This window comes from Franzmannia qiaohouensis, assembly GCF_031451695.1.
GTDB lineage: Bacteria > Pseudomonadota > Gammaproteobacteria > Pseudomonadales > Halomonadaceae > Franzmannia > Franzmannia qiaohouensis.
In genome coordinates this window covers 1-25,588 of the sequence record NZ_JARWAM010000026.1, presented here as the reverse complement: position 1 = coordinate 25,588, position 25,588 = coordinate 1, and the positions used below count along the sequence as shown (strand labels likewise).

Genomic DNA, 25,588 nt, shown 5'->3' with positions numbered 1-25,588 from the left:
AAACCCAACAAAACCAACTGCTTGCACCTCTCTCCACCGCTACCAACGTATGCCCGTCGGCAGCAGCGGATGCGTACTTTACGGCTTTACCATGAGGCCCGCAAGCCCTCGGCGAAGAAAAACTTCACGCAACTGTCACTCTCGCGTCATCGCTGCTGAAGCGGGCTGGGCGCGACTGGCGCGATCCAGCAGCGACAGTACCGAACGGTAGGGAATACCACTGTGCTGAGACAGCCCAATCTCGCAGGTACGTGAATTGGAATAACCGGCACTACAGCCCTCTACCTGGCCCGCCAACCCCTGCAGCGCCGAGGCGTTCAGCTCGGGCGTGGCGAATCCCTTGTCGCCGGCAAAGCCACAGCAGGTGATCTCGGCGGGCACCACTACTTGCGTGGCACAGGCCCGCGCCAGCGCCACGAACTTGTCGGCCAGTCCCATGCGTGTACTGGAGCAGGTCACGTGCACCGCCACTTTCTCGTCGAGCGGCTCGATCTCGAGCCGGTCCAGCAGGTGGTCATGGGCAAACGCCACCGGCTCCTGCAGCGACAACCGCTCATCAAGCTGCTCGCGGGCGTGCAGGCTGCAGGGGCTGGTGTCGCAGAGGATCGGGTAGCGCCCGTTGTGACTGGCCGCCAGCAGCTCGCGATTGAGCTCCCGCGCCTTGTGTTCGGCCTCGTCGAACTGCCCCTTGGAGGCGAACGCCATGCCGCAGCAAAGGTGGCCGGGGATTGCCGGGATGATCACCTCGAAACCCGCCTTGTCGAGCAGCGCCAGGGTGATCTCCATGATCGAGCGGGTCTCGTCGTCGTGCCGCGAGGCGCCGAACACCCGCGTCGCGCAGGCTGGCAGGTAGACCACCTTGTCGCGACCGCCATCGCTGCGCTTGCCGGCATGCTCGAGGACCTTGATCGACGCCGCCTGGGGCAGGCTTGGCGTCCACTGCGGCAGCCGTTCGCCGGAGAGCTTGCGCAGCCCAGCGCTGGTCGCCGCCATGCCGCGCTCGCCGAGTAGTGCCTGGCCGGCACCGGCGACGTTGAGCGCACCGCGGGCCACGCGGGTAGCGCCGGAGAAGTGCCGCCCGATTCGCCGCGCCATGCCCGCCTGGCCGAGATTGCGCTCGCGGCGCAGCCCGCGCACCAGGTCGCCGGTGTTGATACCCACCGGACACTGGGTGGCACAGAGTCCATCGGCGGCGCAGGTGTCGATACCCTGGTAGTCGTAGTCGGCGAGCAGGACATCGTGACGCTCACGCTCGGCGTCGCTGGCGTCGCTGCCCAAGGCGTCGAGACGCGCCAGCTCGCGCCATACCACGATGCGCTGCCGCGGCGTCAGGGTCAGGTCCTTGGAAGGGCACACCGCCTCGCAGAAACCGCACTCGATACACTTGTCGACCAGCGGGTCGGCCGCCGGCAGCGGCTTGAGGTTCTCCAGGTGCAGGGTCGGATTGCGGCTCAGGATAACCTCGGGGTTGAGCAGGTTATCGGGATCGAACAGCGCCTTGATCTGCCACATCAGCTGGTAGGCGTCGCTGCCCCATTCGAGCTCGACGTAGGGCGCCATATTACGCCCGGTGCCGTGTTCGGCCTTGAGCGAACCGCCGTACTCCACGCCAACCAGCTGCGCCACCTCGTCCATCAGCGCCTGATAGCGCTCGACCTCGCCGGGCTTCTCGAAGCCCTGCGGGAACACGAAGTGCAGGTTGCCCTCCAGGGCGTGGCCGAACAGGATCGTTTCCGGGTAGCCGTGCTTGTGGAACACCTCGGTCAGCGCCGCCACGCCTTCGTCAAGACGCTCGATGGGGAAAGCGACGTCCTCGATGACCACCGTGGTACCCGTATCGCGCACCGCCCCGACCGCCGGAAACAGCCCCTTGCGGATCTTCCAGAACAGCTCGTAGGTGGCAGCCTCCCGGGTAAACGCCAGCGGCTCCAGGGTCTTGACGCCTTCGAGAGTGGAATGCACCGCCTGCATGCGCGCCTCGAGCTCGTCATCGGTGTTGGCGCGCACGTCGATCAATAGCGCGGCGGCGCCTTCAGGCAGCGTCTTGAGCACCTCGGGCATGCCCGGCTTATCCTGCACCGAGCGCAGCGCGGCGCGGTCCATCAACTCCACCGCCGAGACCGGCGCCTGCTTTAGGGCAATGGTCGCACGGCAGGTGGTCTGCATGTCGGGGAAGAAGGCCAGCGCCGCGGCCTTCTCGGTCTCGTCGACCACGGTGTCGTAGGTGATCGCACTGATGAAGCCGAGGGTGCCCTCGGAGCCGATCATCAGGTGCTTGAGAATCTCGATGCCGTCGCTGAAGTCCACCAGGCTGTTCAGTGCATAGCCGGTGGTGTTCTTGAGGCGGTACTTGTGGCGAATCTTATCGGCCAGGGTATCGTCAGCGCGGGTCTCGGCCGAGAGCCGCTCCAGGCCCGCCAGCAGCTCGCCGTGGGAAGCCTTGAAGTCGGCGACACTGCGGGGATCGGCGGTGTCCAGCAGCGCGCCATCGGCCAGCATCACGCGGATGTCGCGCACAGTGCGATAGCTGTTCTGGGCCGTGCCGCAGCACATGCCGGAGGCGTTGTTGGCGGCGATACCGCCGATCATGCAGCTGTTGATGGACGCCGGGTCAGGACCGATCTTGCGCCGATAGGGCGCCAGCAGCTGGTTGGCACGCGCGCCGATCACCCCTGGCTGAAGACGAATCGCCGCGCCATCGTCGAGAATCTCGTGGCCGCGCCAGGCGCGCCCCAGCAGGATCAGCACCGAGTCGGTCACCGCCTGCCCGGACAGCGAGGTCCCCGCAGCACGGAAGGTCACCGACAGCCGGCGCGCATGGCACTGGGCCAGTACCTCGCCGAGCTCGGCCTCACTCTCGACGCGTACGATCAGCCGCGGAATCAGCCGATAGAAGCTGGCATCGCTGCCGTAGGCCAGGGTCCGCAGCGGGTCGTCGATCAGCCGCTCGGCGGGAATGCCTTCGGCCAGGGCCGCCTTGAGGTCGGCCCAGGCGTTCACATCTATATCACTCATGCCGGCACCTCCCCGGTGTGGCGAACGATGACCACCAGCGCCTTGGGGCCATGTACCCCATAGGCGAGGGTCTGCTCGATATCGGCGGTCTTGCTGGGCCCCGAGATCAGTAGCGCGTTGGTCGGCATGCCCTGCGCCCAGGCGTTGCGCTCCACCACGTCGAAGAAGGTGTCTTCGATGCTGTCGGCGTCGAGCACGGCGATATGGATCGGCGGCACCAGGCTGATCAAGCGCGGCTCATCGGCGCTCGGCCATAGCCACAGGCTGCCGGTCTCGGCGATGCCGCCGCGGGTCGAGGTCAAGCCGGCATCCACCGACTCGAACTGCTCGCGCTGCCACGCCTCGATGTCGCGATCGACGTCGACCAGCTCAATGTCGCCGCCCGCCAGCGCCTGCCTCGCCTCCGCGGGCACCGCATGCTCGCGCCCCAGCGCCAGCCGAGCGACCCCCTTGGTGGCCAGCACCTCGCTGAGCACCTCGGTCCAGCGCGCATGGGCAGCGTGCACTACCTCGCCGTGCACCGAGCCGATCAGCCGCTCGAAGCGCGCCAGCCGCTCGCTGGCGTCCCAGCCACGGCCGGTCACCACCGCAAAGTCACTCTCAGGCGCCGTCAGCGGCCCGTCACTGCGCTCGCGCAGGCGTTTGAGAATCGTCTCGCGACTGCTCATGACTCGCCCTCCCCGCGGCGGTGATGCTTGACCAGCGCATGCAGCGACGCCTTGGCCGGCTTGGGTGCAGTGCGATGGTCGGTCCACGGGCCGATGCTCGAGGGCAGCAGCTTGTGCAGCTTGCCGGCCAACGCCGTGGAGCGCCGCCAGGCGGCGGGGTGCGTAGCCAGCCACTCGAAGCCCTTCCAGGCCGCCACCTCCTTGGCACTGCGCTTGACCCCGGCACCCGGCACGTTGCCGCGCCCTTCGCCGACCGACTCCTTGCGTAGCCGTACCAGCAGGTCGGGAATCGGAATCTTGACCGGGCACACCTCGCCGCAGGCGCCGCACAGGCTCGACGCCGTGGGAAGATCCTTGGTCTCTTCCAGGCCCAACATGTGCGGCATCAGGATGCTGCCGATGGGCCCCGGGTAGGTGGTGCCGTAGGTGTGGCCGCCAACCCGGGTATACACCGGGCAGTGATTCATGCACGCCCCGCAGCGAATGCAGCGCAGGGTGTCGAGCAGCTCGTCGTCCTGATAGATGCTCGAGCGGCCGTTGTCGACCAGCACCAGGTGCACCTCGCGGGGGCCGTCGTGCTCATCGGCCTTGCGCGGGCCCGAGATCATGTTGAAGTAAGTGGTCACATGCTGGCCGGTGGCCGAGCGGGTCAGCAGCGCGTACAGCGGCGGCACGTCGCGCAGCTGCTCGACGACCTTCTCGATGCCGGTCACGGCGATATGCACCGGCGGCACCGTGGTAGTCATGCGGCCGTTGCCCTCGTTCTCCACCAGGCACAGGGTACCGGTCTCGGCCACTGCGAAGTTGACCCCGGAGACGCCCACGTCGGCGGCCATGAAGCGCTCGCGCAGCTGCTGGCGCGCCGCCGCGGTCATGTAGTCGACGTCGCGGGTGCGCTCGGTACCGGTCCTGGTGTGCATGATTTCGGAGATCTCATCGGTATTCAGATGGATCGCCGGCATGATGATGTGCGACGGCGTCTGCTCGTTGAGCTGCACCAGGTACTCGCCGAGATCCGACTCCAGCGCCTCGATGCCGGCCTCCTCGAGGTGGGCGTTGAGGTGCATCTCCTCGGAGACCATCGACTTGCCCTTGATCACCGCGCGGGCGTCGTGGGACTCGCAGATCTCACGGATGATGCGGCACGCCTCGTCGCCGTCGGTGGCCCAGTGCACCCGAATGCCGTTGGCCTGGCAGTTGGCCTCGAGCTGCTCGAGCAGGTCGGGGAGCTTAGCCAGGGCGCGCAGGCGAATATTGGCGCCCAGCTCGCGCAGGGTCTCGAGGTCCCAGTCGCTGAAGACGTCGCGCCGCTTGGCCATCAGGCCGTCCATCGCGCGGCGGAAGTTGCCGCGAATCTGCGGGTTGCCCAAGGCGTCGTGGGCCTGGCGATGAAATTCCCGGGGCGTATAGGTATGCACCGCGTCCTGAACTTCGCTCATGAGGTTCTCCGCCATAGATAGCTGGCAATATGCTCGCCCTTGACGTCCTTGCCCTGGTGCGCGAAGCGTCCGGCGATGTTCATCAGGCAGCCGCAGTCGGAGGTCACGAAGCGCTTGGCGCCGGTGGCCTCGATGGCCTGGGTCTTGTCTTCGACCATGGCCGCCGAAACCTCGGGATGGCGTACCGCGAAGGTACCACCAAAGCCACAGCACTCGCTGGCCCGCACCTGCTCGACCAGCTCGACCTGGCCCAGCTTGGCGAGCAGTGCCGGGCCGGTGTCGGCCAAGCCCATCTCGCGCCGTGCGCTGCACGAGGTGTGCATGGCGATTGTCTCGGACACACCGCGATCCTCGAGGGGCAGATGACAGACGTGGACCAGAAACTCGGTGAGTTCGAAGACCCGCTCGGCGACGTCACGAGCCAGCGCCTCGTCGACGCTGCCGGCAAACAGCTGGGGGTAATGGGTGCGCATCATGCCGCCGCAGGACCCCGAGGGCACGATAATCGGCCACGGTTCGGGAAATAGGCCCAGCTGTGCCCGCGCCACCTCGCGGGCTTCATCGTGGTAGCCAGAGGTATAGGCCGGCTGACCGCAGCAGGTCTGGTCGTCGGGAAAGATCACCTCGATGCCTTCGCGCTCCAAAAGGCGAATGGCATCGAGCCCCGCCTCGGGGTAGAACATGTCGATCAGACAGGTGCCGAAGAGGTAGACCTTTTCCGGCCTCGGGGGGTAAAGCTTGACTGCTGCCATGGCTATGTCTCCTCACCAGGCCCCCGCGACACATCCTTGCCTGCATCATCGCGTCAGGCGCAGGGCGTCATCGACCGCCGGTGAACATCACGGTTAATTGGTAAAACCAATTTACGATTTTTTATCGGAGCACCTTAGGCGGCGCACTATTCGAGTGTCAAACGCGTCGCGCCATTTTGCCCACTCGACGCCTTTATACTTTGGTATCAGCGGCGCAACTGCTAGCTCAAGCGCTTGATAATACGCCAGATGTTGGCTGATCCCGGAATTGCGCCGAGGCCGAATAATCGCCTAGAATTGGTAATACCAATTTCCGCCAGACAGCGGATGACGTTTTTGTCACAATCACCCCCACGCTCAATTCACCCCGCGAGAGCCCCTCATGGCCTACCAACCCGTTCGACAGCCGCGCATCGCCGATGTGATCACCGAGCGACTCGAGGCAATGATTCTTGAAGGTAGCCTCAAGCCCGGCCACCGGCTACCGCCCGAGCGCGAGCTGGCCGAACGTTTCGGCGTATCGCGGCCCTCGCTGCGCGAGGCGATCCAAAAGCTCGCCGCCCGCGGGCTGCTGTCGAGCCGCCAGGGCGGCGGCACCTTCGTCAGTGAGAGCCTCAACAGCCGCTTCAGCGACCCGCTGCTGGAGACCCTCAGCCGCCACAGCGAATTCAACCTCGACCTGCTCGAGTTCCGCGATGCCATGGAAGGCATCTCTGCCTACTACGCCGCCCTGCGCTCATCCCCCGCCGACAAGGCGCTGCTGGTGCAGCGCTTTGAGGAGCTAGACGCCTGCTTTCAGGGCCGTAACCCGGCGCACGAAGCCAAGGCCGACGCCGCCTTTCACCTGGCCATCGCCGAAGCGGCCCATAACGTCATGCTGCTGCACACCATTCGCAGCACCTTCCATCTGCTCGAGAAGAGCATCGTCGACAGCCTCGCCCACCTGTTCCAGCGTGCCGATGCCCGCCACGTACTGATGGGACAGCACCGCGCGCTGCTCGACGCCATCCTCGAGGGCCGCGCCGAGGATGCCCGGGCGCGCGCCCATGAGCACCTGGTCTTCGTCGAGGAGGGGCTGCTCGAGATGGAGCGCGCCGAGACCCGCGCCCAGCGCGCCCTGCGCCGCGCCCAGGCAATGCCCGAGCGTGCCAGTGGCTAACCGCCTCCCCTCACGCTGGCGCCGCTGGCTATGGCTGCTGGCACCGCTCGGCTTGGTGCTGGTGGTGTGGCAGGCCGCCGCGGTGGCTCGCGACCAGGCCCTGCAGACCCTGCGCGACGAGGCCGAGAACGAGCTGCGCCTGTCGGCTACCGGCCTCGAGGGGCACCTGTCGCGCCACGACTACCTGCCCGAGCTGCTCGCCTCGCGTAGCAGCGTGCGCGACTTCCTGGCCGACCCCGACGCCCACGACCCGATGCCGATCAACCTGATGCTGGATCGTTTCCGGGCCACCGCCGACGTCTCCGACATCTACCTCCTCGACCACTTCGCCAATACGCTGGTGGCCAGTAACTGGCACATGCCCAACACCTTCATCGGCCAGAACTACGCCTTCCGCAGCTACTACCAGGACGCCATCGACGGCGGCCTGGGCCGCTTCCACGGGCTCGGCGTACAGTCGCTGGAGCGCGGCTACTACTTCTCCGCCCCAGTGCGCCTCGGCGAGGAGGACAGCCGCCCCGACGGCGTGATGGTGGTCAAGGTGCTGCTCGACGCCGTGGAGGAGAGCTGGGCCGAGCAGAACGCCGAGCTGCTGGTCACCGACCAGGACGACATCATCTTCATGGCCAGCCGGCCGGAACTGCGCATGCGCGCCATGCAGCCGCTCTCCGACGAGGAGCGCCGTGCCCTGCTGCGCACCCGCCGCTATGCCGATGAGCCGCTCTCTGCCGCCGGCATTCAAGCACACGACCGACGCCGCGACGGCAGCCAGCTGGTGGGCTTCGAGGACGGTCCGCTGGCCGAGCAGGAGTACCTGCTACTGAGCCGCAGCCTGCCCGAGTTCGGCTGGACGATGCACATCCTCAAGCCCAAGCGCCAGGTGGAACGCGCCCAGTGGCAGGCCGGCCTGCTGGCCGGCGGACTCTACGGCGTGGTGGTGTTCGCCGGCGGCTTCGGCTGGCAGCGGCTACGCCTGCGCCGCGAGCGTGAAGAGTTCGCCGAGCGCGAGCGCCGGACCCTGGCCCGCGCCCGCGACGAACTAGAGCGCAACGTCGAGCGTCGTACCCGCGACCTGCTCGACTCCAACCGGCGCCTCTCCGCCGAGATCGAGGAGCGCCGCCGCGCCGAGGACAACCTGCGCCAGACCCGCGACGAGCTGGTCCAGGCCACCAAGCTCGCGGTGCTCGGTCAGCTTGCCGCGGGTATCAACCACGAGCTCAACCAGCCGCTGGCGGCAATTCGCGCCTACGCCGAGAACGCCCGTACCTTCCTCGCCCACCAGCGCCCCGAGGCCGCCGGCGACAATCTCGAGCAGATCGTCGAACTGACCGCGCGCATGGCCGAGATCAGCGCCCAGTTGCGCCAGTTCTCGCGCAAGAGCGGCGAGACCCTGACCGCAGTCTCCGTCGCCGCCTGCTTCGACTACGCGCTGCGCCTCTACCAGGCGCGGCTCAACGATGCCAGCGTGCAGGTCGAGCGCCGCTTCGCCGAGCAGGAGGTATGGGTGCGCGCCGACCTGGTGCGTCTCGAGCAGGTGCTGGTCAACCTGATCGGCAATGCCCTGCAGGCGATGAGCGAGACCCCCGACCCGCGGCTTACCCTGAGCGTCGAGCGCCGCGGCGCCGAGGTGCTGATCGGCGTTGCCGACAACGGCCCGGGCATCGCCGAGGAGCATCTCGGCCGGCTGTTCGAGCCGTTCTTCACCACCAAGTCCCCCGGCAACGGCCTGGGGCTGGGACTGTCGATCTCGTCGCGCATCATCGACGACCTCGGCGGCTCGCTGAACGCCGTCAACCGCCCCGCGGGCGGCGCGCTGTTCACCATCCGCCTGCCCGCCGATGCCGCAAGCGACTCGCGCAACACCCTCACCCAGCAGGAGTCCACTCCCCATGCATGAGCCGGCGCCGCCCCCGGTCCTGATCATCGACGACGAGCAGCACCTGCGTATCACCGCCAGCCAGACCCTCGAGCTGGCCGGCTATGCCCCTGAAGCCCACGCCAGCGCCGAGGCCGCGCTGGAGGCGCTGGCGCCGGACTTCTCCGGGGTCGTGGTCAGCGACATCCGCATGCCGGGCATGGACGGCATGGCGCTGCTACGCGAGGTACGGCGTCGCGATCCCGACATGCCGGTGATCCTGATCACCGGGCACGGCGACATCTCCACCGCGGTGGAGGCGATGCGCGAGGGCGCCTGGGACTTCCTGGAGAAGCCGTTCGCCGGCGAGCGGCTGGTGGAAATGGTCCGGCGCGGTGTCGACAAGCGCCGCCTGAGCCTCGAGAACCGCGCGCTCAAGGCCGAGCTCGAGGCCCAGCAGTCGGCACCCGGGCCGCGCATCGTGGGTCGTACCGCCGTCATGCAGCGGCTCGCCTCGATGGTCCAGCGCATCAGCCAGGTCGAGGCCGACGTGCTGCTGTTCGGCGAGACCGGGACCGGCAAGGACCTGGTGGCGCGCTCGCTCCACGAGCGCAGCGCTCGCAGCGGTCGCCCGTTCGTCGCCATCAACTGCGGGGCGGTGCCCGAGAGCATCATCGAGTCGGAGCTGTTCGGCCACGAGAAAGGCGCCTTCACCGGCGCCGTGGAGCGACGCATCGGCAAGTTCGAACACGCCAACGGCGGCACCGTGTTTCTCGACGAGATCGAATCGATGCCGCTGGCGCTGCAGGTCAAGCTGCTGCGGGTGCTGCAGGAGCGCTGTATCGAGCGGCTCGGCGCCAACGAGCCGGTGGCGCTGGATATCCGCGTGATCGCCGCCACCAAGGTCGACCTCAGGGCCGCCGCCGAGGCCGGCGAATTTCGCGAGGATCTCTACTACCGGCTCGACGTGGTGACCCTGCCGATCCCGCCGCTGCGCGAACGCCGCGAGGATATCCCGCTGCTGTTCCAGCACTTCGCGGTGGTCGCCGCCAACCGCAGCGGCCTCGAGGCGCCGCCGGTGGACAACGCCGGCATGTCGGTACTGATGGCCCACGACTGGCCGGGCAACGTGCGCGAACTGCGCAACCTGGCCGAGCGCTACGTGCTGCTGGGCGCCACCTGCGACTATCGCCTCGACGCGCTGCTCGAAGGTATCGAGCCGGGGCCCGGCGACATGGCCCTGCCACAGCAGGTCGAGCTGTTCGAGAAGAGCCTGATCAGCCAGTCGCTGGCCAGCCACCGCGGACGCATCCCCGAGGTCTGTGAACACCTCGGCCTGCCGCGCAAGACGCTCTACGACAAGCTCAAGAAGTATGCCCTCAAGGCCGACGACTACCGCCAGGCCGCACCGCCGTGAACCACCAGTGCCGCTAGCGTCGACCATGGCGGCAGCCACGGCGCCAGGGCTGCCGCGCCCATCAGCATCAGCAGCGCATGGCTCGGCTGGCGCAGGCTGCAGAGCTTGAGCGCAGTACCGAACGAGCGCTTGATGCGGGCCCCGACCAGATCGACGCTGTAGAGCTCATCAAGCAGCAGATGAATTACATAGCCCACTCCCAGCGCCAGGCCATAGGCCCAGGCCATGCCGGCACTCTGCTGTAGTAGCCGGTAGCTCAGCGCCGTGGTCACCAGCCCGCACAGCGCGCCGGCCAGCAGCGAGTGCCAGCTGCCGCGGTGCACCGTGAAGCGCGCAAAGACCAGCCCCGCCAGATAGCGCACCGCCAGGTAGAGGCCACCGCAGGCCGCCAGCAGCTGGCCCGGCGCCAGGCGATGCTGCAGCAGCAGCGCCCCGGCCACCACGGCGAGTACCGCCAGCAGGTTAAATATCAGGCGAATCGCCCGCGAATGGTCGGCGTCGATATCCGGCAGGATGCCACCCAGGGTCACCAGCGCGACCAGCGGCACGCCGTCGGCAAAGCCCCACAGGCCCGCCTGCCAGCCGCCGTGGGCCAGCAGGGCGCCGCCGCCGGCGGCCACGCTGAAATGGGTGCGAAAGTCGGCCATGAACGGGCGCCAATACTGGATAAAATCCCAGATTATCGCCCGAACAGCCCAAGAAAAACAATTAGTTGTCGCCGCCCAGCTGGTTACTCGGTCAGATACTGGTCCTTGAGCTTGACGTAGTTGCCGGCGGTGTAGCCGAAGAAGGCGCGTTCGCTCTCCTTCAAGGCGCGCAGCGGCTTGGCCGGGTTGCCGGCGTAGACGTGGCCGCTGGCCAGGTGCTTGCCGGGGGTCACTACGGCACCGGCCGCGATGATCACCTCGTCCTCGACCACCGCGCCGTCCATGACGATGGCGCCCATGCCAACCAGGATACGGCTGCCCAGGGTGCAGCCGTGGAGGATCGCCTTATGGCCGATGGTCACGTCGTCGCCGATGGTCAGCGGGTGACCGCCGGGGTTGAAGTCGCTGGCGTGGGTGATGTGCAGCACGCAGCCGTCCTGGACGCTGCTGCGCGCGCCGATGAGGATACGGTGCATGTCGCCGCGCACCACCGCCATCGGCCACACCGAACAGTCATCGCCCAGCGTCACGTCGCCGAGCACCAGGCTCAGCGGGTCGAGGTAGACGCGCTCGCCCAGGCGCGGAGTGTGGCCCTGGAAAGGGCGTAGGGAAGAGGGGTCGCTCATCGCAGCCTCCGGTCGTAGTGGGCCGCTGGCGGGCGGCTCAGATCAAGCCGCTCATCAGCACCAGCGCGGTCAGCGGAATCGATACCCAGCGTACCACGCCCTGCCACACCCGGAAGCCGACGGGCCCGGCATCGAGGGCACGCAGCGCCGTCTCGCGGGGCATGACCCAGGCGGCAAAGACCGCAATCAGCAGCCCGCCGATGGGCAGGAAGATCTCGCTGGGCACGCTGGAAACCAGCTCGAAGAAGTTCATCCCGGCCACGATATGCACGGCCTCGAGATGCGAGAACGACAGCACCGAGAGAATCCCGACCAGCCAGATGCTTACCGCGATCAGCGCCGTGGCGCGGCTGCGCCGCAGGCCCAGCCCCTGCAGCCCGGCGACCATCGGCTCGGCAAGGTTGATCGACGAGGTCCAGGTCGCCAGCAGCAGCAGCAGAAAGAACAAGCCCAGCCACAGCGAGCCCCACGGCAGCTCGGCAAAGGCGATCGGCAGGGTGACGAACATCAGCCCCGGGCCTTCGGCGGGATCGATGCCCTGGGCGAACACCACCGAGAAGATCGCGATGCCGGCGAGCAGTGCCACCAGCACGTCGAGCACCGCCACCGCGCCGGCGGCGCGCGGCAGGCTCTGATGGTCGGGCATGTAGGCGCCGTAGGCCATCAGCGCACAGGCGCCCACTGCCAGGGTAAAGAAGGCGTGACCCATGGCGTTGAGCACCACCCCCACGCTGATGGCAGTGGGGTCGGGAGTGAACAGCCAGCGCAGCGCCGGGGCGAAGCCGTCGGTGGTGGCGGCATAGATCGCCAGCACCACCAGCAGCAGGTAGAGCAGCGGCATCATCAGGTTGTTGAGCCGCTCCAGACCGGTGCTGACACCGGCCGCCACCACCGTCATGGTCATCAGCAGAAACAGGGTGTGATTGAAGGTCATGCGCAGCGGGTCGGCGAGAAACCCCTCGAAGAAGGCGCCGACCTCGGCCGGTCCCTGGCCTGCGAAATTGCCGTTGATCGCGGCAATCAGGTATTCGATCGACCAGCCCGAGACCACCGAATAGAACGACAGGATACAGAACACCGTGAGTGCCCCGAACAGCCCCAGCCAGCGCCACTGCTCGCTGCTGCCGGCCTGGCGCGCCAGCACCGCCAGCGACTGGCTGGGGCTGCGCCGCCCGGCACGGCCGATCATGATCTCGGCCATCATCACCGGCAGGCCGAGCAGCAGCACGAAGGCAATATAGAGCAGCAGGAAGGCGCCGCCGCCGTTCTCGCCGGTCATGTAGGGAAAGCGCCAGATATTGCCCAGGCCCACTGCGGCCCCGGTGACCGCCAGAATGAAGGCGCGCCGTGAGCTCCAGCGTTCGCGTGTCTCGTGCATCGGGTATTTCCTCATGGCCTCGCCGAACCGGTCGGCGGCGGAGGCGCAAGCCTACCAGCCTGCCCGGCGTCGGCCAATGCATTGAAACCCGTCGCCGCTGCCCGCATCTAAGCGGGAAGACTCTTACACCGATGAGGTTCGCATGTCCCGCAATCCGCTGCTCGAACGCCATACCCTGCCGCCTTTCGCCGAGATTCAGCCCGAGCACGTGGTGCCGGCCATCGAGCGCCTGCTGGACGACAACCGCACCGCCATCGAGCGCCTGGTGGAGCGCGCCCTCAGCGAGTCACCCACCTGGGAAAACCTGGCCGCGCCGCTCGAAGCACTCAACGACCAGCTCGCTCAGGCCTGGTCGCCGGTCTCGCATCTCAACGGCACCATGAACTCCGAGTCGCTGCGCGAGGCCTATCAGGCATGCCTGGCCAAGCTTTCCGAGTACAGCACCTGGCTCGGCCAGCACGAGGGGCTGTGCCAGGCCTACCAGGCGCTCAGGGACTCGCCCGCCTATGCGCGTCTCGACGAGGGCCAGCAGCGCTCGGTGGACAACACCCTGCGCGATTTCCGGCTCGCCGGCGTCGACCTGCCGGCGGACAAGAAGGCCCGCTACGGCGAGATCCAGGCGCGCCTCTCGGCGCTGGCCAACGGCTTCTCCAACAACCTGCTCGACGCCACCCAGTCCTGGCACAAGGACGTCACCGACGTCGCAGCCCTCGACGGCCTGCCCGACAGCGCCCTGGATACCCTGCGCGCCAACGCCGAAGCCAAGGGCGTCGACGGCTACCGCATCACCCTCGATTTCCCGAGCTTCTTCCCGGTGGTCAGCTACGCCCACGACCGCGAGCTGCGCCGCGAGGTGTATACCGCCTTCGTCACCCGCGCCTCCGACCAGGGCCCCGACGCCGGCAAGTTCGATAACGCACCGATCATCGAGGAGCTGCTGGCGCTGCGCCGCGAGCTCGCCGAGCTGCTCGGCTTCTCCAGCTACGCCGACTACTCGTTGGCCACCAAGATGGCCGACTCCCCCCAGGAGGTGCTCGACTTCCTCGGCGACCTGGCGCAGCGCGCCTACCCCCAGGCCCAGCAGGAGTATGCCGAGCTGGCCGACTACGCCCGCGACGAGCTGGGCCTGACTGAGCTGCAGCCGTGGGACATCGGCTACGCCAGCGAAAAACTGCGCGAGGCGCGCTATGCCATTTCCCAGGAGCAGCTGCGCCCCTATTTTCCAGCGCCGCGGGTGATCGACGGCTTGTTCAAGGTGGTCGAGACGCTCTACGGCGTGAGCTTCGAGGAGGACACCGAGGCACCCCGCTACCACCCCGACGTGCGTTACTACCAGATTCTCGAGCAGGGCGAGCCGATTGCCGGCTTCTACCTCGACCTCTATGCCCGTGAAGGCAAGCGCGGCGGCGCCTGGATGGACGAATGCCGCGTGCGCCGCGCCCGCGAGGACGGCCGTATCCAGCTGCCGGTGGCCTACCTGACCTGCAACTTCACCCGCCCGGTGGGCGACAAGCCGGCGCTGCTGACCCACGACGAGGTCACCACGCTGTTCCACGAGTTCGGCCACGGCCTGCACCACATGCTCACCAAGCAGCAGGTCGCCGACGTCTCCGGCATCAACGGTGTGGCCTGGGATGCGGTGGAGCTGCCCAGCCAGTTCATGGAGAACTTCTGCTGGGAGCGCGAAGGGCTCGACCTGATCGCCGGCCACGTCGACACCGCCGCCAAGCTGCCCGGCGAGCTGCTCGAGCGCCTGCAGGCGGCGCGTAACTTCCAGTCGGCGATGGGCATGGCCCGCCAGCTGGAGTTCTCGCTGTTCGACTTCCGCCTGCACCTGGAGCTCGCGGCCCCCAGCGCCGCCGAGGTCCAGGCGCTGCTCGACGAAGTGCGCGACGGCCTGTCGGTGCTGCCCAAGGTCGACTTCAACCGCTTCCAGAACGGTTTCGGGCATATCTTCGCCGGCGGCTATGCGGCGGGCTACTACAGCTACAAGTGGGCCGAGGTGCTGTCCGCCGACGCCTATAGCGCCTTCGAGGAGGCCGGCATCTTCGACGCCGACACCGGCGCGCGCTTCCGCCGCGAGATCCTCGAGCCAGGCGGCGCCCGCGATGCCGCCGAGCTGTTCCGCGCCTTCCGCGGCCGCGAGCCCAGCGTCGAGCCGCTGCTGCGCCACACCGGCATCCGTGCCGCCTGACAGGAGGAGCCAATGGCTGTCCCCAAACGCTTTATCGCCGGCGCCATCTGCCCGCGCTGCGCCGCCATGGACCGGATCCGTGCCTGGGAGCAGCACGGCGTGCGCTACCGTGACTGCGTCGCCTGCGACTTCTTCGAGCAGCTGCCCATCGAGGAGTCGGCCGCCGATGAGCTTGAGACCCGCGTCAACCGGGTTCGCGACGAGCAGGCCAGCAATGATGTTCAGACGGTAAGGATCCTCGATCCCAAGGGCCGCTGAACGCCCTCCTGCCGCCGGGTGCGGCTATCCACACGGCACGCCTATTGCGCCTCCCTCACGGGAGGCGCTTTCGCATGGGCATTGCAAACGGGCAGGCCTGCTACGTTATTGCGTCATCTGGCGCCGCAATCTGTGCGGATTTCCACACACCCCAGGAGCGCCACTGTGCGAACCCTCAGACAGGAGGCGACTAACAGGATTCGACTTTGGTGGAACGGAAAGTCTATAAGCGATTGAATTTAAATCCTTTATCACCAGCGGGCACAGGGTTTGCTGCTTATAGGGGCGATATAGCAACACCTCAACGACAACGACACTGAGAGAGTCCCTATGACCGCTCCCAAGCACGCACTGCTTCGCACCGCTCCCCGCACCCTGGGCATGGCCCTGGCCTCCAGCGCCCTGATCGGTGGCCTGCTGGTCAGCGCCAGCGCCCAGGCCGACCGCGAAGGCTGGCCGTCCAGCTTTACCATGGGTACCGCGAGCCAAGGCGGCACCTACTACATCTACGGCTCCGGCTGGGCCAACCTCATCGCCGATGAGCTGGGCGATATTTCCGGCGGCGGCGAAGTGACCGGCGGCCCGACCCAGAACCTGGCACTGGTCCATAACGGCGATATCTCCTTCGGCATGGCCACCATGGGTCCGGCAGCCGACGCCATGAACGGTGAAAGCCCGCTGGCACCGGGTGTGGTAATGGACAACGCCTGCGCCATGTTCCCGATGTACGAGACGCCGTTCTCGATTACGGCATTGTCGAACTCCGGGATTACCAGCATCTCTGACATTCCTGACGGCGCACGGATCGGCTTCGGCCCCTCCGGCTCCACCTCGGACACCTACTTCCCGGCGATCCTCGAAGAGCTGGGCATCAACTTCGAGCGCCGTAACGGCGGCTGGACCGACCTGGGTGGCCAGCTCCAGGATGGCCTGCTCGACGTCATCGCCTTCGCCGCGGGCATCCCGATCCCGGCGGTCAGCCAGCTCGAAGTGCAGACCGACGTCAACATCATCGAATTCACCGAGGAAGAGCAGCAGGCCGCCATCGACGCCTTCCCGGTCTCCGAGTTCATGATCCCGGCCAATACCTACGAGACCCTCGAGGAAGACGCCCGCGCCGTGTCGATGTGGAACTTCGCCATCGCCCGCTGCGACCTGCCGGAAGACTTCGTCTACGAGGTCACGCGCATCACCATGGAAAACAACGACAAGATGATGTCGGTGCACCGCAGCGCCGAAACCACCATCCCCGAGAACGTCGTGCACAACACCGTGATGCCGTTCCACCCGGGCGCCGCGCGCTGGTTCAACGAGAACGGCTACGAGATCGATGACGACATGATCCGCTAAGCCACTGCGCTAGTACCAACCGCAAGGGCCGGCACCTGATCCCAGGGCCGGCCCTTGCCACGCCATTACTGCTTCAGGAAACGCTGATCAAGCTAGGGCCGACGTGGCCGATCAGCCGATTCCGACACTCAAGGGTAACTGTCCCATGAGCAACACACCCGACAACCGTTCTTCCGCCGAGGCCTCGCCTGGCGACGCGGAAGAGCAGCATGACGCCAAAGAGCTGCTTGCCGAAGGCGTCGACGAAGAGGTCATCGAGTCCAACCGGCGCCTGTTCACCGGCTGGCAGTGGGCGCTGTTCGGCGGCCTCGCCGTGGCCTACTCGCTGTTCCACCTGATTACCCTCAACGTGATTCCCATGGAGACCTGGTCGTACCGGGTCATCCACATCGCCGGCGCGCTGATCCTCGGCTACGGCCTCTACACCGGCGGCCGCTTCGCCACCGACGGCCAGCAGGCCGCGCCCAAGTGGCAGACCGTGCTCTCCGCGCTGCTGCTGCTGCCGGCGCTCTACGCGCTGCTGCAGACCTTCCTGATGTGGCGCACCATCCAGGGCGGCGCGATGCGCATCGAACCGCATATCGAGGCCTGGCACTACGGCTATCCGCTGATCCTGGCCACCGCCGCGGCCATCGTGATGTCGTGGTGCTACCGCCAGGTGCGCGAGAAGTGCGCACTGCCCGACCTGGTGCTGATGGTCTGCGCCCTGGCCAGCGCCGGCTACTTCCTGGTCATCTACAACACCCCGTTGCGCATGTCGACCGGCACCTCCTTTGCGCCGATGGGCATCTCCTATGCGGCCATCGCCGGCTCGCTGCTGATCCTCGAGATGACCCGCCGGGTCACCGGCAATGCGCTGGTGATCATCTCGCTGGTGTTCCTGCTCTACGTCTGGGGCGGGCCCTACCTGCCCGGCTTCCTCGGCTACCCGGGCCTCTCGGTGGGGCGCTTCTTCAGCCAGGTCTATACCGATGCCGGCATCCTCGGCCCGACCACCGCGGTGTCGTCGACCTATATCATCCTGTTCATCATCTTCGCCGCCTTCCTGCAGGCCTCCAAGGTCGGCGACTACTTCGTCAACTTCGCCTTCGCCGCCGCCGGCCGCGCCCGCGGCGGCCCGGCCAAGGTGTCGATCTTCGCCTCCGGCCTGATGGGCATGATCAACGGCACCAGCGCCGGCAACGTGGTCTCCACCGGCTCGCTGACCATCCCGCTGATGAAGAAGGTCGGCTACCCGGCGCGCAGTGCCGGGGCGATCGAGGCCGCGGCCTCCAGCGGCGGCCAGATCATGCCGCCGATCATGGGCGCCGGCGCCTTCATCATGGCCGAGATCACCGGCATCCCCTACCGCGAGATCGCCGTGGCGGCGCTGATCCCCGCCGCCCTCTACTTCCTCTCGGTCTACTGCATGGTCGACTTCGAGGCCGCCCGCAAGGGCATGCGCGGCATGCGCAAGGACGAGATCCCGCAGTTCCGCCGCCTGATCAAGCATGTCTACCTGTTCGCCCCGATCATCATCCTGATCGCCGCGCTGTTCATGGGCTACTCGGTGATCCGTGCCGGTACCCTGGCCACCGCCTCGGCGGCGATGGTCAGCTGGCTGTCGCCGCACAAGATGGGCATCCGCTCGATCCTCAAGGCGCTGCAGCTGGCCGGCACCATGTCGATCCAGATCATCGTGGTGTGCGCCTGCGCCGGCCTGATCGTCGGGGTGATCTCGCTGACCGGGGTCGGCGCGCGCTTCTCGTCGCTGCTGCTCGGCCTGGCCGGGGTCAGCCAGCTGCTGGCGCTGTTCTTCGCCATGTGCATCTCGATCCTGCTGGGCATGGGCATGCCGACCACGGCGGCCTATGCGGTGGCCGCCTCGGTGGTCGCGCCGGGCCTGATCGGGATCGGCATCCAGCCGCTGGTGGCGCACTTCTTCGTGTTCTACTTCGCGGTGATGTCGGCGATCACCCCGCCGGTGGCGCTGGCGGCCTACGCCGCCTCGGGCATCTCCGGGGCCAACGCCATGGAGACCTCGACCACCTCGTTCAAGATCGGGCTGGCGGCCTTCATCGTGCCGTTCATGTTCTTCTACAGCCCGGCGATCCTGATGGAGGGCAGCGGCATGCAGATCCTGCGCGTCGCGGTGACCGCAACGATCGGCGTGATCATGCTCGCCGCAGCGGTGCAGGCGTGGTACTTCGGGGCGGTCAAGGCGTGGCAGCGCCTGCTGCTGCTGGCCGGTGCCATCTGCATGATCTACGGCGGCATCTACACCGACGTCGCCGGCTTGCTGGTGGGCGGTGGCCTGCTGCTGATGCAGCGCAGCCTCAAGCGCGGTGGTGATTCACCCCAAACCGCGAATTGAGCAACACCTGAAGCAACCGAAAACGCCGGCCCCAAGGGCCGGCGTTTTTTTGCGCCTCACATTTGCCAGTGCCGATCCGGGCTAAACACTGCGCCGGCGGCAGGTCGGTGGAGAAGGCGCCGATCAGGCCAGGTTGTCGAGTACCCGCAGCGAAGCGGTGGCCTGATTGAGGGTGTAGAAGTGCAGGCCGGGGGCGCCGCCGTCGAGCAGCCGCTGGCAGAGGCGAGAGATCACCTCTTCACCAAAGGCCTGGATGCTTTCGCTGTCGTCGCCGTAGGCCTCGAGCTGCTTGCGCACCCAGCGCGGGATATCGGCACCGCAAGCGTCGGAGAAGCGCGCCAGCTTGGTGTAGTTGGTGATCGGCATGATGCCGGGCACGATCGGCGCTTCGACACCCAGCGCACGGGCACGATCGACGAAGTGGAAGTAGGCCTCGGCGCTGAAGAAGTACTGGGTGATCGCCAGGTTGGCACCGGCCTGCATCTTGCGCGCGAAGTTCTGCAGGTCGTGCTCGTAGCTCGGCGCCTGGGGATGGCACTCCGGGTAGGCGGCCACGGCGATCTCGAAATGGTCGCCGGTCTCGGCGCGAATGAACTCGACCAGCTCGTTGGCGTAGCGCAGCTCGCCGATGCCGCCCATGCCCGAGGGCAGGTCACCGCGCAGCGCCACCAGGCTGTTGACGCCCTCTTCGCGGTACTGCGCCAGCAGCTCGCGCAGCTCACCCTTGTCGCTGCCGATGCACGACAGGTGCGGCGCGGTATTGATGCCGCTCTCGCCGATCATCTTGACCGTGCGCGAGGTGCGCGCCTGGGTCGAGCCGCCGGCGCCATAGGTCACCGAGAAGAACCGTGGCCCGCACTTGGCCAGGGCATCGCGCACGCCGACCAGCTTGTCGCGACCAGCGTCGGTGTTGGGCGGGAAGAACTCGAAGCTGATGCCCAGCGGGTGCTCTTGTACACTCATCGACTCAATCCTCACGGGCCGCCTGCTCAGGCGACGCGACTAACGGGTGACATGGCGCCATGGCCTGATAGGGTCGCATTCTGACGACTCGGCGTCGCGCCGGCCAATGAAAGTTTCCCGGCCCGCGCATCAATTTCATTCATGTTGTCGGCTTCACGCGCTCAGCGGGAGCGGGCATCATGAGTCATCTTGCATGGACGGAGGCACCCAGCGTGGAACTCGATCTCGGCGGTACCCTGATGGCCCCGCTGTGGATGCTGCTCGCCTACGTCGGCCTGGGGGTGGTATGCGCCCGCTGGCTGGCGCTGGAAGCACGCCCCATCGCCATCCTGCTGATCTACCTGATCGCCCCGCTCACGGTGTTCCGCGGCCTCACCCTGGGCGGGCCGACACTGGGCTACCTGGTACTGACGCTGGGCACCTTCGTCGCCGCCAGCCTGGTGGCAATGCTCGCCAACCGCCTGGCACGGCGCTGGTTTGCTCCCCAGGAAGCAGCGGTGCTGGCGTTCTCCGCCGGCACCGGCAATACCGGCTACTTCGGCCTGCCGGTGGCGATGGTCCTGCTGCCCGCCGAGGGCGTCACCATATACCTGTTCTGCATGCTCGGCGTGACCCTCTACGAGTTCACGGTGGGCTTCTACCTCAGCGCCCGCGGCCGCTTCTCGATGCGCCAGAGCCTGGCCAAGATCGCCCGCCTGCCGCTGGTCTACGCCTTCGCCGCGGCGCTGGTGGCGAGCGGCGTGGGGCTGTCGGTGCCCAGCGGGGTGATGGACGGCCTGGCAGTATTCCCCGCCACCTATACCCTGCTCGGCATGATGGTGATCGGCATGACCCTGGGCCGGGTGACCGTGCGTGAGGTGGATGGGCGCTTCATCGCTGCCTGCGTGGTGCTGCGCTACGCCGTGTGGCCGCTGCTCGCCGGCCTCGCCGTGCTGGTGCTGCAGGCCACCCTGGGCATCGATGAGCAATTGGCCCTGGCGCTGCTGCTGGTGGGCGTGGTGCCGATGGCCGCCAACGTGGTGGTGGTGGCCATGGAGCTCGACATCCGCCCCGAGAAGGGCGCCATTGCCGTGCTCTTGACCACCCTGATGGCGCCGCTGCTGATCCCCCTCTACCTCCAGGCCCTGACGCGGCTGCTGGGGCTCGGTTGAGCACTTGCGAGATGCCGCGACCCGGCTAGCCTGAAAGAGCGATCTTCTCTAGCTGGGGGCAAATCATGCTCAGACGACAGTTACTGACAGGCGGCCTGCTGGTCGGGCTGGTACTGGCAGCACCGCTAAGCGCGCATCACGGCTGGACCGGGGGCGAGACCCTCGAGCTCGAGGGCACCATCACCGCGACACGCCTGGGTAACCCCCACGGCGAAGTCGAGCTCGATGTCGACGGCGAGGACTGGACGATAGAGGTTGGCCAGCCCTGGCGCAACGAGCGTGCCGGCCTGGCCGAGGGCGACTTGCGCGAAGGCGTGGAGCTGCGCGTCTCCGGCGAGCATGCCGGCGAGCAGCTGCTCAAGGCCGAGCAACTGTGGATCGGCGAGCAGCACTACGTGCTCTACCCCGGCCGTATCTGACCGCAGCCCATGGAGGGGTGGCTGAATCAGCTGGCCGGCACCGCGCTGGCCGAATGGGTGCGGGTCTCGCGCTGGGGGTATGCCGGGATCAATACCCTTCATGTGCTGGGCATCGCGCTGCTGTTCGGGAGTATCGCCGCGCTCGACCTGCGCCTGCTGGGCGCGAGCCGCCATCTATCGCTACCCGCCGTGGCGCGCCTGCTGCAGCCGCTGGCCGTCGCGGGCCTGCTACTGGCAGTGGCCAGCGGCACGCTGCTGTTCCTCGCCGACCCCGGCGGCTACGCCGCCACACCGCTGTTTCTCTTCAAGCTAGGCGTGATCGTCCTGGCCATCAGCAACGCGATGGCGCTCAATCTCGCCCCTGGCCTGGCACGGGCGAGTCCCCGGCGCCTGCGTAGCGCCGCCCTGGCCTCGCTGCTGCTGTGGCTGGCGGCGCTGATCGCGGGTCGGATGCTGGCCTTCGTCTAGTAGCGGTAGCTGTCGGGCTTGAACGGCCCCTCGGCGGGCAGCCCCAGGTAGTCGGCCTGGGCCGGGGTCATCTGGGTCACCACGCCACCGAAGCCTTCGACCATGTAGCGCGCCACCTCTTCATCGAGATGACGCGGCAGCACGCTGAGGGTCAGCGCCTGGCGCTTGGCCTCGGCGTCGAGATCGGCGAAGCGGCCCTCGAAGAGGTGCATCTGCGCCAGCACCTGGTTGGCGAAGGAGCCGTCCATGATCCGCGACGGGTGGCCGGTGGCATTGCCCAGGTTGACCAGCCGGCCCTCGGCGAGCAGCAGCAGGTAGTCGCGGCTCTCGGGGTCGAACTCGCCGGGATCGCTGTCGCGGTAGACCTTGTGTACCTGCGGCTTGATCTCCTCCCAGTGCCACTGGCGGCGCATGAAGGCGGTATCGATCTCGCTGTCGAAGTGGCCGATGTTGCACACCACCGCGCCCTTCTTGAGCGCCTTGAGCATCGGCGCATCACAGGCGTCGACGTTACCGGTGGCGGTGACCACCAGGTCGATCTTGGCGAGCAGCTGGCGGTCGACGCTGGCCAGCCCCTCGTTCACGCCTCCCACATAGGGCGAGACCACCTCGAAGCCGTCCATGCAGGCCTGCATGGCGCAGATCGGGTCGATCTCGGTGACCTTGACGATCATGCCCTCCTGGCGCAACGAGGCCGCCGAGCCCTTGCCCACATCACCGTAGCCGATCACCAGCGCCTGCTTGCCGGCCAGCAGGTGGTCGAGGCCACGCTTGATGGCGTCGCTCAGCGAATGGCGGCAGCCATACTTGTTGTCGTTCTTGGACTTGGTCACGGCGTCGTTGACGTTGATCGCCGGCACCTTGAGGGTGCCGTCGCGCAGCATCTCATGCAGGCGGTGCACACCGGTGGTGGTCTCCTCGCTGATGCCGTGGATGGCGTCGAGCAGCGCAGGATGCTGCTCATGCAGCAGCTGGGTGAGGTCGCCGCCGTCATCGAGCACCAGGTTGGGCGTCCAGCCGTCGGGGCCGGCGACGGTCTGCTCGATGCACCACCAGAACTCCTCTTCGGTCTCGCCCTTCCAGGCGAATACCGGAATCCCCGCAGCGGCGATGGCTGCGGCGGCGTGATCCTGGGTCGAGAAGATGTTGCACGACGACCAGCGCACGCTGGCGCCGAGGTCGATCAGCGTCTCGATCAGCACCGCGGTCTGGATGGTCATGTGGATGCAGCCGGCGATGCGCGCGCCGGCCAGCGGCTGCTGGTCGCGGTACTTGGCGCGAATCTTCATCAGCGCCGGCATCTCGGTCTCGGCGATGCGGATCTCGCGCCGGCCCCAATCGGCCAGGGTGATATCGGCGACCTTGTAGTCGTGGGTGGGAACTGCCGCGGAAGCCAGTTGGCTCATGGGTCTACTCCATTCCGGGGAATGGGCGCCGTTGCCTATGCCCAACCTGCCCGAGCCTCGCATTCGCCTGGCGTGCACGCGAATGCTGCAGCGCCCCTCGGGCAGCGGCAACATACAGCATGGAGTCATTGACTCCTGTTTCAGTTCAACCCAGGCCGGCGGTTTTTTCAAACCACCCCGTCCACGCGCGCCACCAACGCAAGGCCCCCGGCTGCCATCGACAGCCGGGGGGCTGGAGCCGCTTACAGGCCGGCGGCGGCCTTCAGCGCCTCGGCCTTGTCGACCTTCTCCCAGGGGAAGGCAGTGAAGGTCTCGGTGTGCTCGCGGCCGTCTACATCGGTCCAGGTGTAGGAGGTCTCGAACGGCTCGCGGCCGAAGTGGCCATAGGCTGCGGTGAGGCGATACATGGGGTGCAGCAGGTCGAGCATGCGGGTGATGGCGTGGGGACGCAGGTCGAAGTGCTCGCGCACCAGCTCGATGATCTTGGCGTCGGCGACCCTGCCGGTGCCGAAGGTGTCGATCGACACCGAGGTCGGCTCGGCCACGCCGATGGCGTAGGAGACCTGGATCTCGCACTTGTCGGCGAGCCCCGCGGCAACGATGTTCTTGGCCACGTAGCGCCCGGCGTAGGCGGCGCTGCGGTCGACCTTGGAGGGGTCCTTGCCGGAGAAGGCACCGCCGCCGTGGCGCGCCATGCCGCCGTAGGTATCGACGATGATCTTGCGCCCGGTCAGGCCGCAGTCGCCCACCGGCCCGCCGATCACGAACTTGCCGGTGGGATTGATGTGGTACTTGGTGGTGTCGTCGAGCCATTCACCGGGCAGCACCTGCTCGATGATCTCGCGCTTGACCATCTTGCGCAGCGCCTCCTGCTCGATCTCCGGGTCGTGCTGGGTGGAGAGCACCACCGCGTCGACGCCGCACGGCTTGCCCTCGGCGTCGTAGCGGAAGGTCACCTGGCTCTTGGCGTCCGGCCGCAGCCACGGCAGCAGCCCCTGCTTGCGCAGTTCGGCCTGGCGCTCCACCAGGCGGTGGGCGTAGTGAATCGGCGCCGGCATGTAGCTGGCGGTTTCGTTGGTGGCGTAGCCGAACATCAGCCCCTGGTCGCCGGCGCCCTGGTCTTCGGGCTTGCTACGGTCGACGCCCTGGGCGATATCCACGCTCTGCTTGCCGATCAGGTTGAGCACGCCGCAGGTCTCGCCGTCGAAGCCGACATCCGAGGAGGTGTAGCCGATCTCGGTGATTACCTCGCGTACCAGCGCCTCGAGATCGACCCAGGCGGTGGTCGAGATCTCGCCGGCAACGATCGCCACGCCGGTCTTGACCAGCGTCTCGCAGGCCACCCGTGCCTGCTTGTCGCGGGCGATGATGGCGTCCAGCACCGCGTCGGAGATCTGGTCGGCTATCTTGTCGGGATGGCCCTCGGAAACGGACTCTGAGGTAAACAAGGAGTATTCGCTCATGGCGTGCTCGACCCTTTGGGGAATAGAGGAAGCGGAGTAGAGAGGCGGCCCACGGGGCTCGGTGGGAAAATTCTACACAGCCCCAGGTCCGGTTCCTAGGCCAACACCCGGCAATGATTTGATGGATCGGCGCATCTCGGCGACAATAAGCGCCTGTTTTTTACGTCGACCGTCGGCGCCCCAGCCTTGGCGTTTCGCGGCCACGGCCCGATGCCGGGCTCGACCACGTCATCCCCACCATTGCCGCCGCAGGCGAGGAGCTACTCAATGCCATCCCGTTTCGAACTGGCCAATGCCATTCGCGCGCTCTCCATGGATGCCGTACAGAAGGCCAAGTCCGGCCACCCCGGCGCTCCCATGGGCATGGCCGATATCGCCGAAGTGCTGTGGAACGATCACCTGAGCCACAACCCGGCCAACCCGCACTGGGCCAACCGCGACCGCTTCGTACTCTCCAACGGCCATGGCTCGATGCTGCTCTATTCGCTGCTGCATCTCAGTGGCTATGCGCTGGGCCTCGAGGACCTGCAGAACTTCCGCCAGCTGCACTCCAAGACCCCGGGCCACCCGGAGCTGGGCTACACCGCTGGCGTCGAGACCACCACCG

General features: G+C 67.1%; 20 protein-coding genes, 1 pseudogene and 1 riboswitch. Of the genes and pseudogenes, 11 read left to right on the top strand and 10 right to left on the bottom strand.

What is annotated here, in order from left to right; genetic code table 11:
• Nucleotides 1-135 precede the first annotated feature (135 nt).
• From QC821_RS20780 to QC821_RS20765, 4 genes are read right to left on the bottom strand one after another with little or no spacing between them, the layout of a single operon-like run.
• Complete coding sequence (locus tag QC821_RS20780; RefSeq protein WP_309725288.1) at nt 136-3,015, bottom strand: FAD-binding and (Fe-S)-binding domain-containing protein; 2,880 nt, start codon at nt 3,013-3,015, stop codon at nt 136-138.
• Nucleotides 3,012-3,683, bottom strand: coding sequence for a LutC/YkgG family protein (locus QC821_RS20775; protein WP_309725286.1), 672 nt, complete (start codon nt 3,681-3,683; stop codon nt 3,012-3,014). The genes QC821_RS20780 and QC821_RS20775 overlap by 4 nt, the downstream gene beginning before the upstream one ends.
• Nucleotides 3,680-5,122: a LutB/LldF family L-lactate oxidation iron-sulfur protein gene (locus tag QC821_RS20770; RefSeq protein WP_309725284.1), complete on the bottom strand. Its 1,443-nt coding sequence runs from the start codon at nt 5,120-5,122 to the stop codon at nt 3,680-3,682. Before QC821_RS20770 ends, QC821_RS20775 begins: the two co-directional genes overlap by 4 nt.
• The gene (locus tag QC821_RS20765; protein ID WP_309725283.1) at nt 5,119-5,874 is read right to left on the bottom strand and encodes a (Fe-S)-binding protein; all 756 of its coding nucleotides are present in this window, start codon (nt 5,872-5,874) and stop codon (nt 5,119-5,121) included. The genes QC821_RS20770 and QC821_RS20765 overlap by 4 nt, the downstream gene beginning before the upstream one ends.
• A gap of 382 nt (nt 5,875-6,256) precedes the next feature.
• Here QC821_RS20765 and QC821_RS20760 point away from each other — a divergent pair, with 382 nt between their 5' ends.
• The 3 genes from QC821_RS20760 to QC821_RS20750 are packed head-to-tail and all read left to right on the top strand — an operon-like array spanning nt 6,257 to nt 10,305.
• Nucleotides 6,257-7,033 carry a GntR family transcriptional regulator gene (locus QC821_RS20760; RefSeq protein ID WP_309725281.1) on the top strand — a complete coding sequence of 259 codons (777 nt, stop codon included), beginning with the start codon at nt 6,257-6,259 and terminating at the stop codon, nt 7,031-7,033.
• On the top strand, nt 7,026-8,930 hold the full coding sequence (locus tag QC821_RS20755; protein ID WP_309725279.1) for a sensor histidine kinase: 1,905 nt from the start codon (nt 7,026-7,028) through the stop codon (nt 8,928-8,930). The genes QC821_RS20760 and QC821_RS20755 overlap by 8 nt, the downstream gene beginning before the upstream one ends.
• Nucleotides 8,923-10,305, top strand: a complete 1,383-nt coding sequence (locus QC821_RS20750; RefSeq protein WP_309725277.1) for a sigma-54-dependent transcriptional regulator — start codon at nt 8,923-8,925, stop codon at nt 10,303-10,305. Before QC821_RS20755 ends, QC821_RS20750 begins: the two co-directional genes overlap by 8 nt.
• Here QC821_RS20750 and QC821_RS20745 read toward each other — a convergent pair.
• The 3 genes from QC821_RS20745 to QC821_RS20735 all read right to left on the bottom strand — a co-directional run bounded on the left by QC821_RS20745 (nt 10,281) and on the right by QC821_RS20735 (nt 12,956).
• Nucleotides 10,281-10,952, bottom strand: a complete 672-nt coding sequence (locus QC821_RS20745; RefSeq protein WP_309725275.1) for a metal-dependent hydrolase — start codon at nt 10,950-10,952, stop codon at nt 10,281-10,283. The genes QC821_RS20750 and QC821_RS20745 overlap by 25 nt on opposite strands.
• Before the next feature lie 83 nt (nt 10,953-11,035).
• Nucleotides 11,036-11,578, bottom strand: coding sequence for a gamma carbonic anhydrase family protein (locus QC821_RS20740; protein ID WP_309725273.1), 543 nt, complete (start codon nt 11,576-11,578; stop codon nt 11,036-11,038).
• 37 nt (nt 11,579-11,615) lie between these two features.
• Nucleotides 11,616-12,956, bottom strand: a complete 1,341-nt coding sequence (locus QC821_RS20735) for a sodium-dependent transporter (protein WP_309725271.1) — start codon at nt 12,954-12,956, stop codon at nt 11,616-11,618.
• A 142-nt stretch (nt 12,957-13,098) separates the two neighbouring features.
• Here QC821_RS20735 and prlC point away from each other — a divergent pair, with 142 nt between their 5' ends.
• The 4 genes from prlC (at nt 13,099) to QC821_RS20715 (ending at nt 19,111) form a co-directional block, all read left to right on the top strand.
• The gene (prlC, locus tag QC821_RS20730) at nt 13,099-15,150 is read left to right on the top strand and encodes an oligopeptidase A (RefSeq protein WP_309725269.1); all 2,052 of its coding nucleotides are present in this window, start codon (nt 13,099-13,101) and stop codon (nt 15,148-15,150) included.
• Nucleotides 15,151-15,162: 12 nt separating this feature from the next.
• Nucleotides 15,163-15,408: a YheV family putative zinc ribbon protein gene (locus tag QC821_RS20725; RefSeq protein WP_163501210.1), complete on the top strand. Its 246-nt coding sequence runs from the start codon at nt 15,163-15,165 to the stop codon at nt 15,406-15,408.
• A gap of 381 nt (nt 15,409-15,789) precedes the next feature.
• A complete protein-coding gene (locus tag QC821_RS20720) occupies nt 15,790-16,758 on the top strand; it encodes a TAXI family TRAP transporter solute-binding subunit (protein ID WP_422720137.1) in 969 nt (322 codons plus the stop codon).
• A gap of 145 nt (nt 16,759-16,903) precedes the next feature.
• On the top strand, nt 16,904-19,111 hold the full coding sequence (locus QC821_RS20715; RefSeq protein ID WP_309725263.1) for a TRAP transporter permease: 2,208 nt from the start codon (nt 16,904-16,906) through the stop codon (nt 19,109-19,111).
• Nucleotides 19,112-19,234: 123 nt separating this feature from the next.
• Here QC821_RS20715 and metF read toward each other — a convergent pair whose 3' ends face one another.
• A complete protein-coding gene (metF, locus tag QC821_RS20710; protein ID WP_095623636.1) occupies nt 19,235-20,074 on the bottom strand; it encodes a methylenetetrahydrofolate reductase [NAD(P)H] in 840 nt (279 codons plus the stop codon).
• Between the two features lie 179 nt (nt 20,075-20,253).
• Here metF and QC821_RS20705 point away from each other — a divergent pair, with 179 nt between their 5' ends.
• The 3 genes from QC821_RS20705 (at nt 20,254) to QC821_RS20695 (ending at nt 22,112) form a co-directional block, all read left to right on the top strand.
• A complete protein-coding gene (locus tag QC821_RS20705) occupies nt 20,254-21,225 on the top strand; it encodes an AEC family transporter (RefSeq protein ID WP_309725259.1) in 972 nt (323 codons plus the stop codon).
• 65 nt (nt 21,226-21,290) lie between these two features.
• Nucleotides 21,291-21,644: a DUF6152 family protein gene (locus QC821_RS20700; RefSeq protein WP_309725257.1), complete on the top strand. Its 354-nt coding sequence runs from the start codon at nt 21,291-21,293 to the stop codon at nt 21,642-21,644.
• Nucleotides 21,645-21,653: 9 nt separating this feature from the next.
• The gene (locus tag QC821_RS20695) at nt 21,654-22,112 is read left to right on the top strand and encodes a hypothetical protein (RefSeq protein ID WP_309725255.1); all 459 of its coding nucleotides are present in this window, start codon (nt 21,654-21,656) and stop codon (nt 22,110-22,112) included.
• On the opposite strand, the gene ahcY is transcribed toward QC821_RS20695, so the two are convergent.
• The gene (gene ahcY, locus QC821_RS20690) at nt 22,109-23,518 is read right to left on the bottom strand and encodes an adenosylhomocysteinase (RefSeq protein WP_309725253.1); all 1,410 of its coding nucleotides are present in this window, start codon (nt 23,516-23,518) and stop codon (nt 22,109-22,111) included. The genes QC821_RS20695 and ahcY overlap by 4 nt on opposite strands.
• A gap of 16 nt (nt 23,519-23,534) precedes the next feature.
• Nucleotides 23,535-23,623, bottom strand: a riboswitch (S-adenosyl-L-homocysteine riboswitch).
• 137 nt (nt 23,624-23,760) lie between these two features.
• Nucleotides 23,761-24,981, bottom strand: a complete 1,221-nt coding sequence (gene metK / locus QC821_RS20685; RefSeq protein ID WP_309725250.1) for a methionine adenosyltransferase — start codon at nt 24,979-24,981, stop codon at nt 23,761-23,763.
• 267 nt (nt 24,982-25,248) lie between these two features.
• Here metK and QC821_RS20680 point away from each other — a divergent pair.
• Nucleotides 25,249-25,588: pseudogene (locus QC821_RS20680) on the top strand (transketolase); the annotation flags it as partial.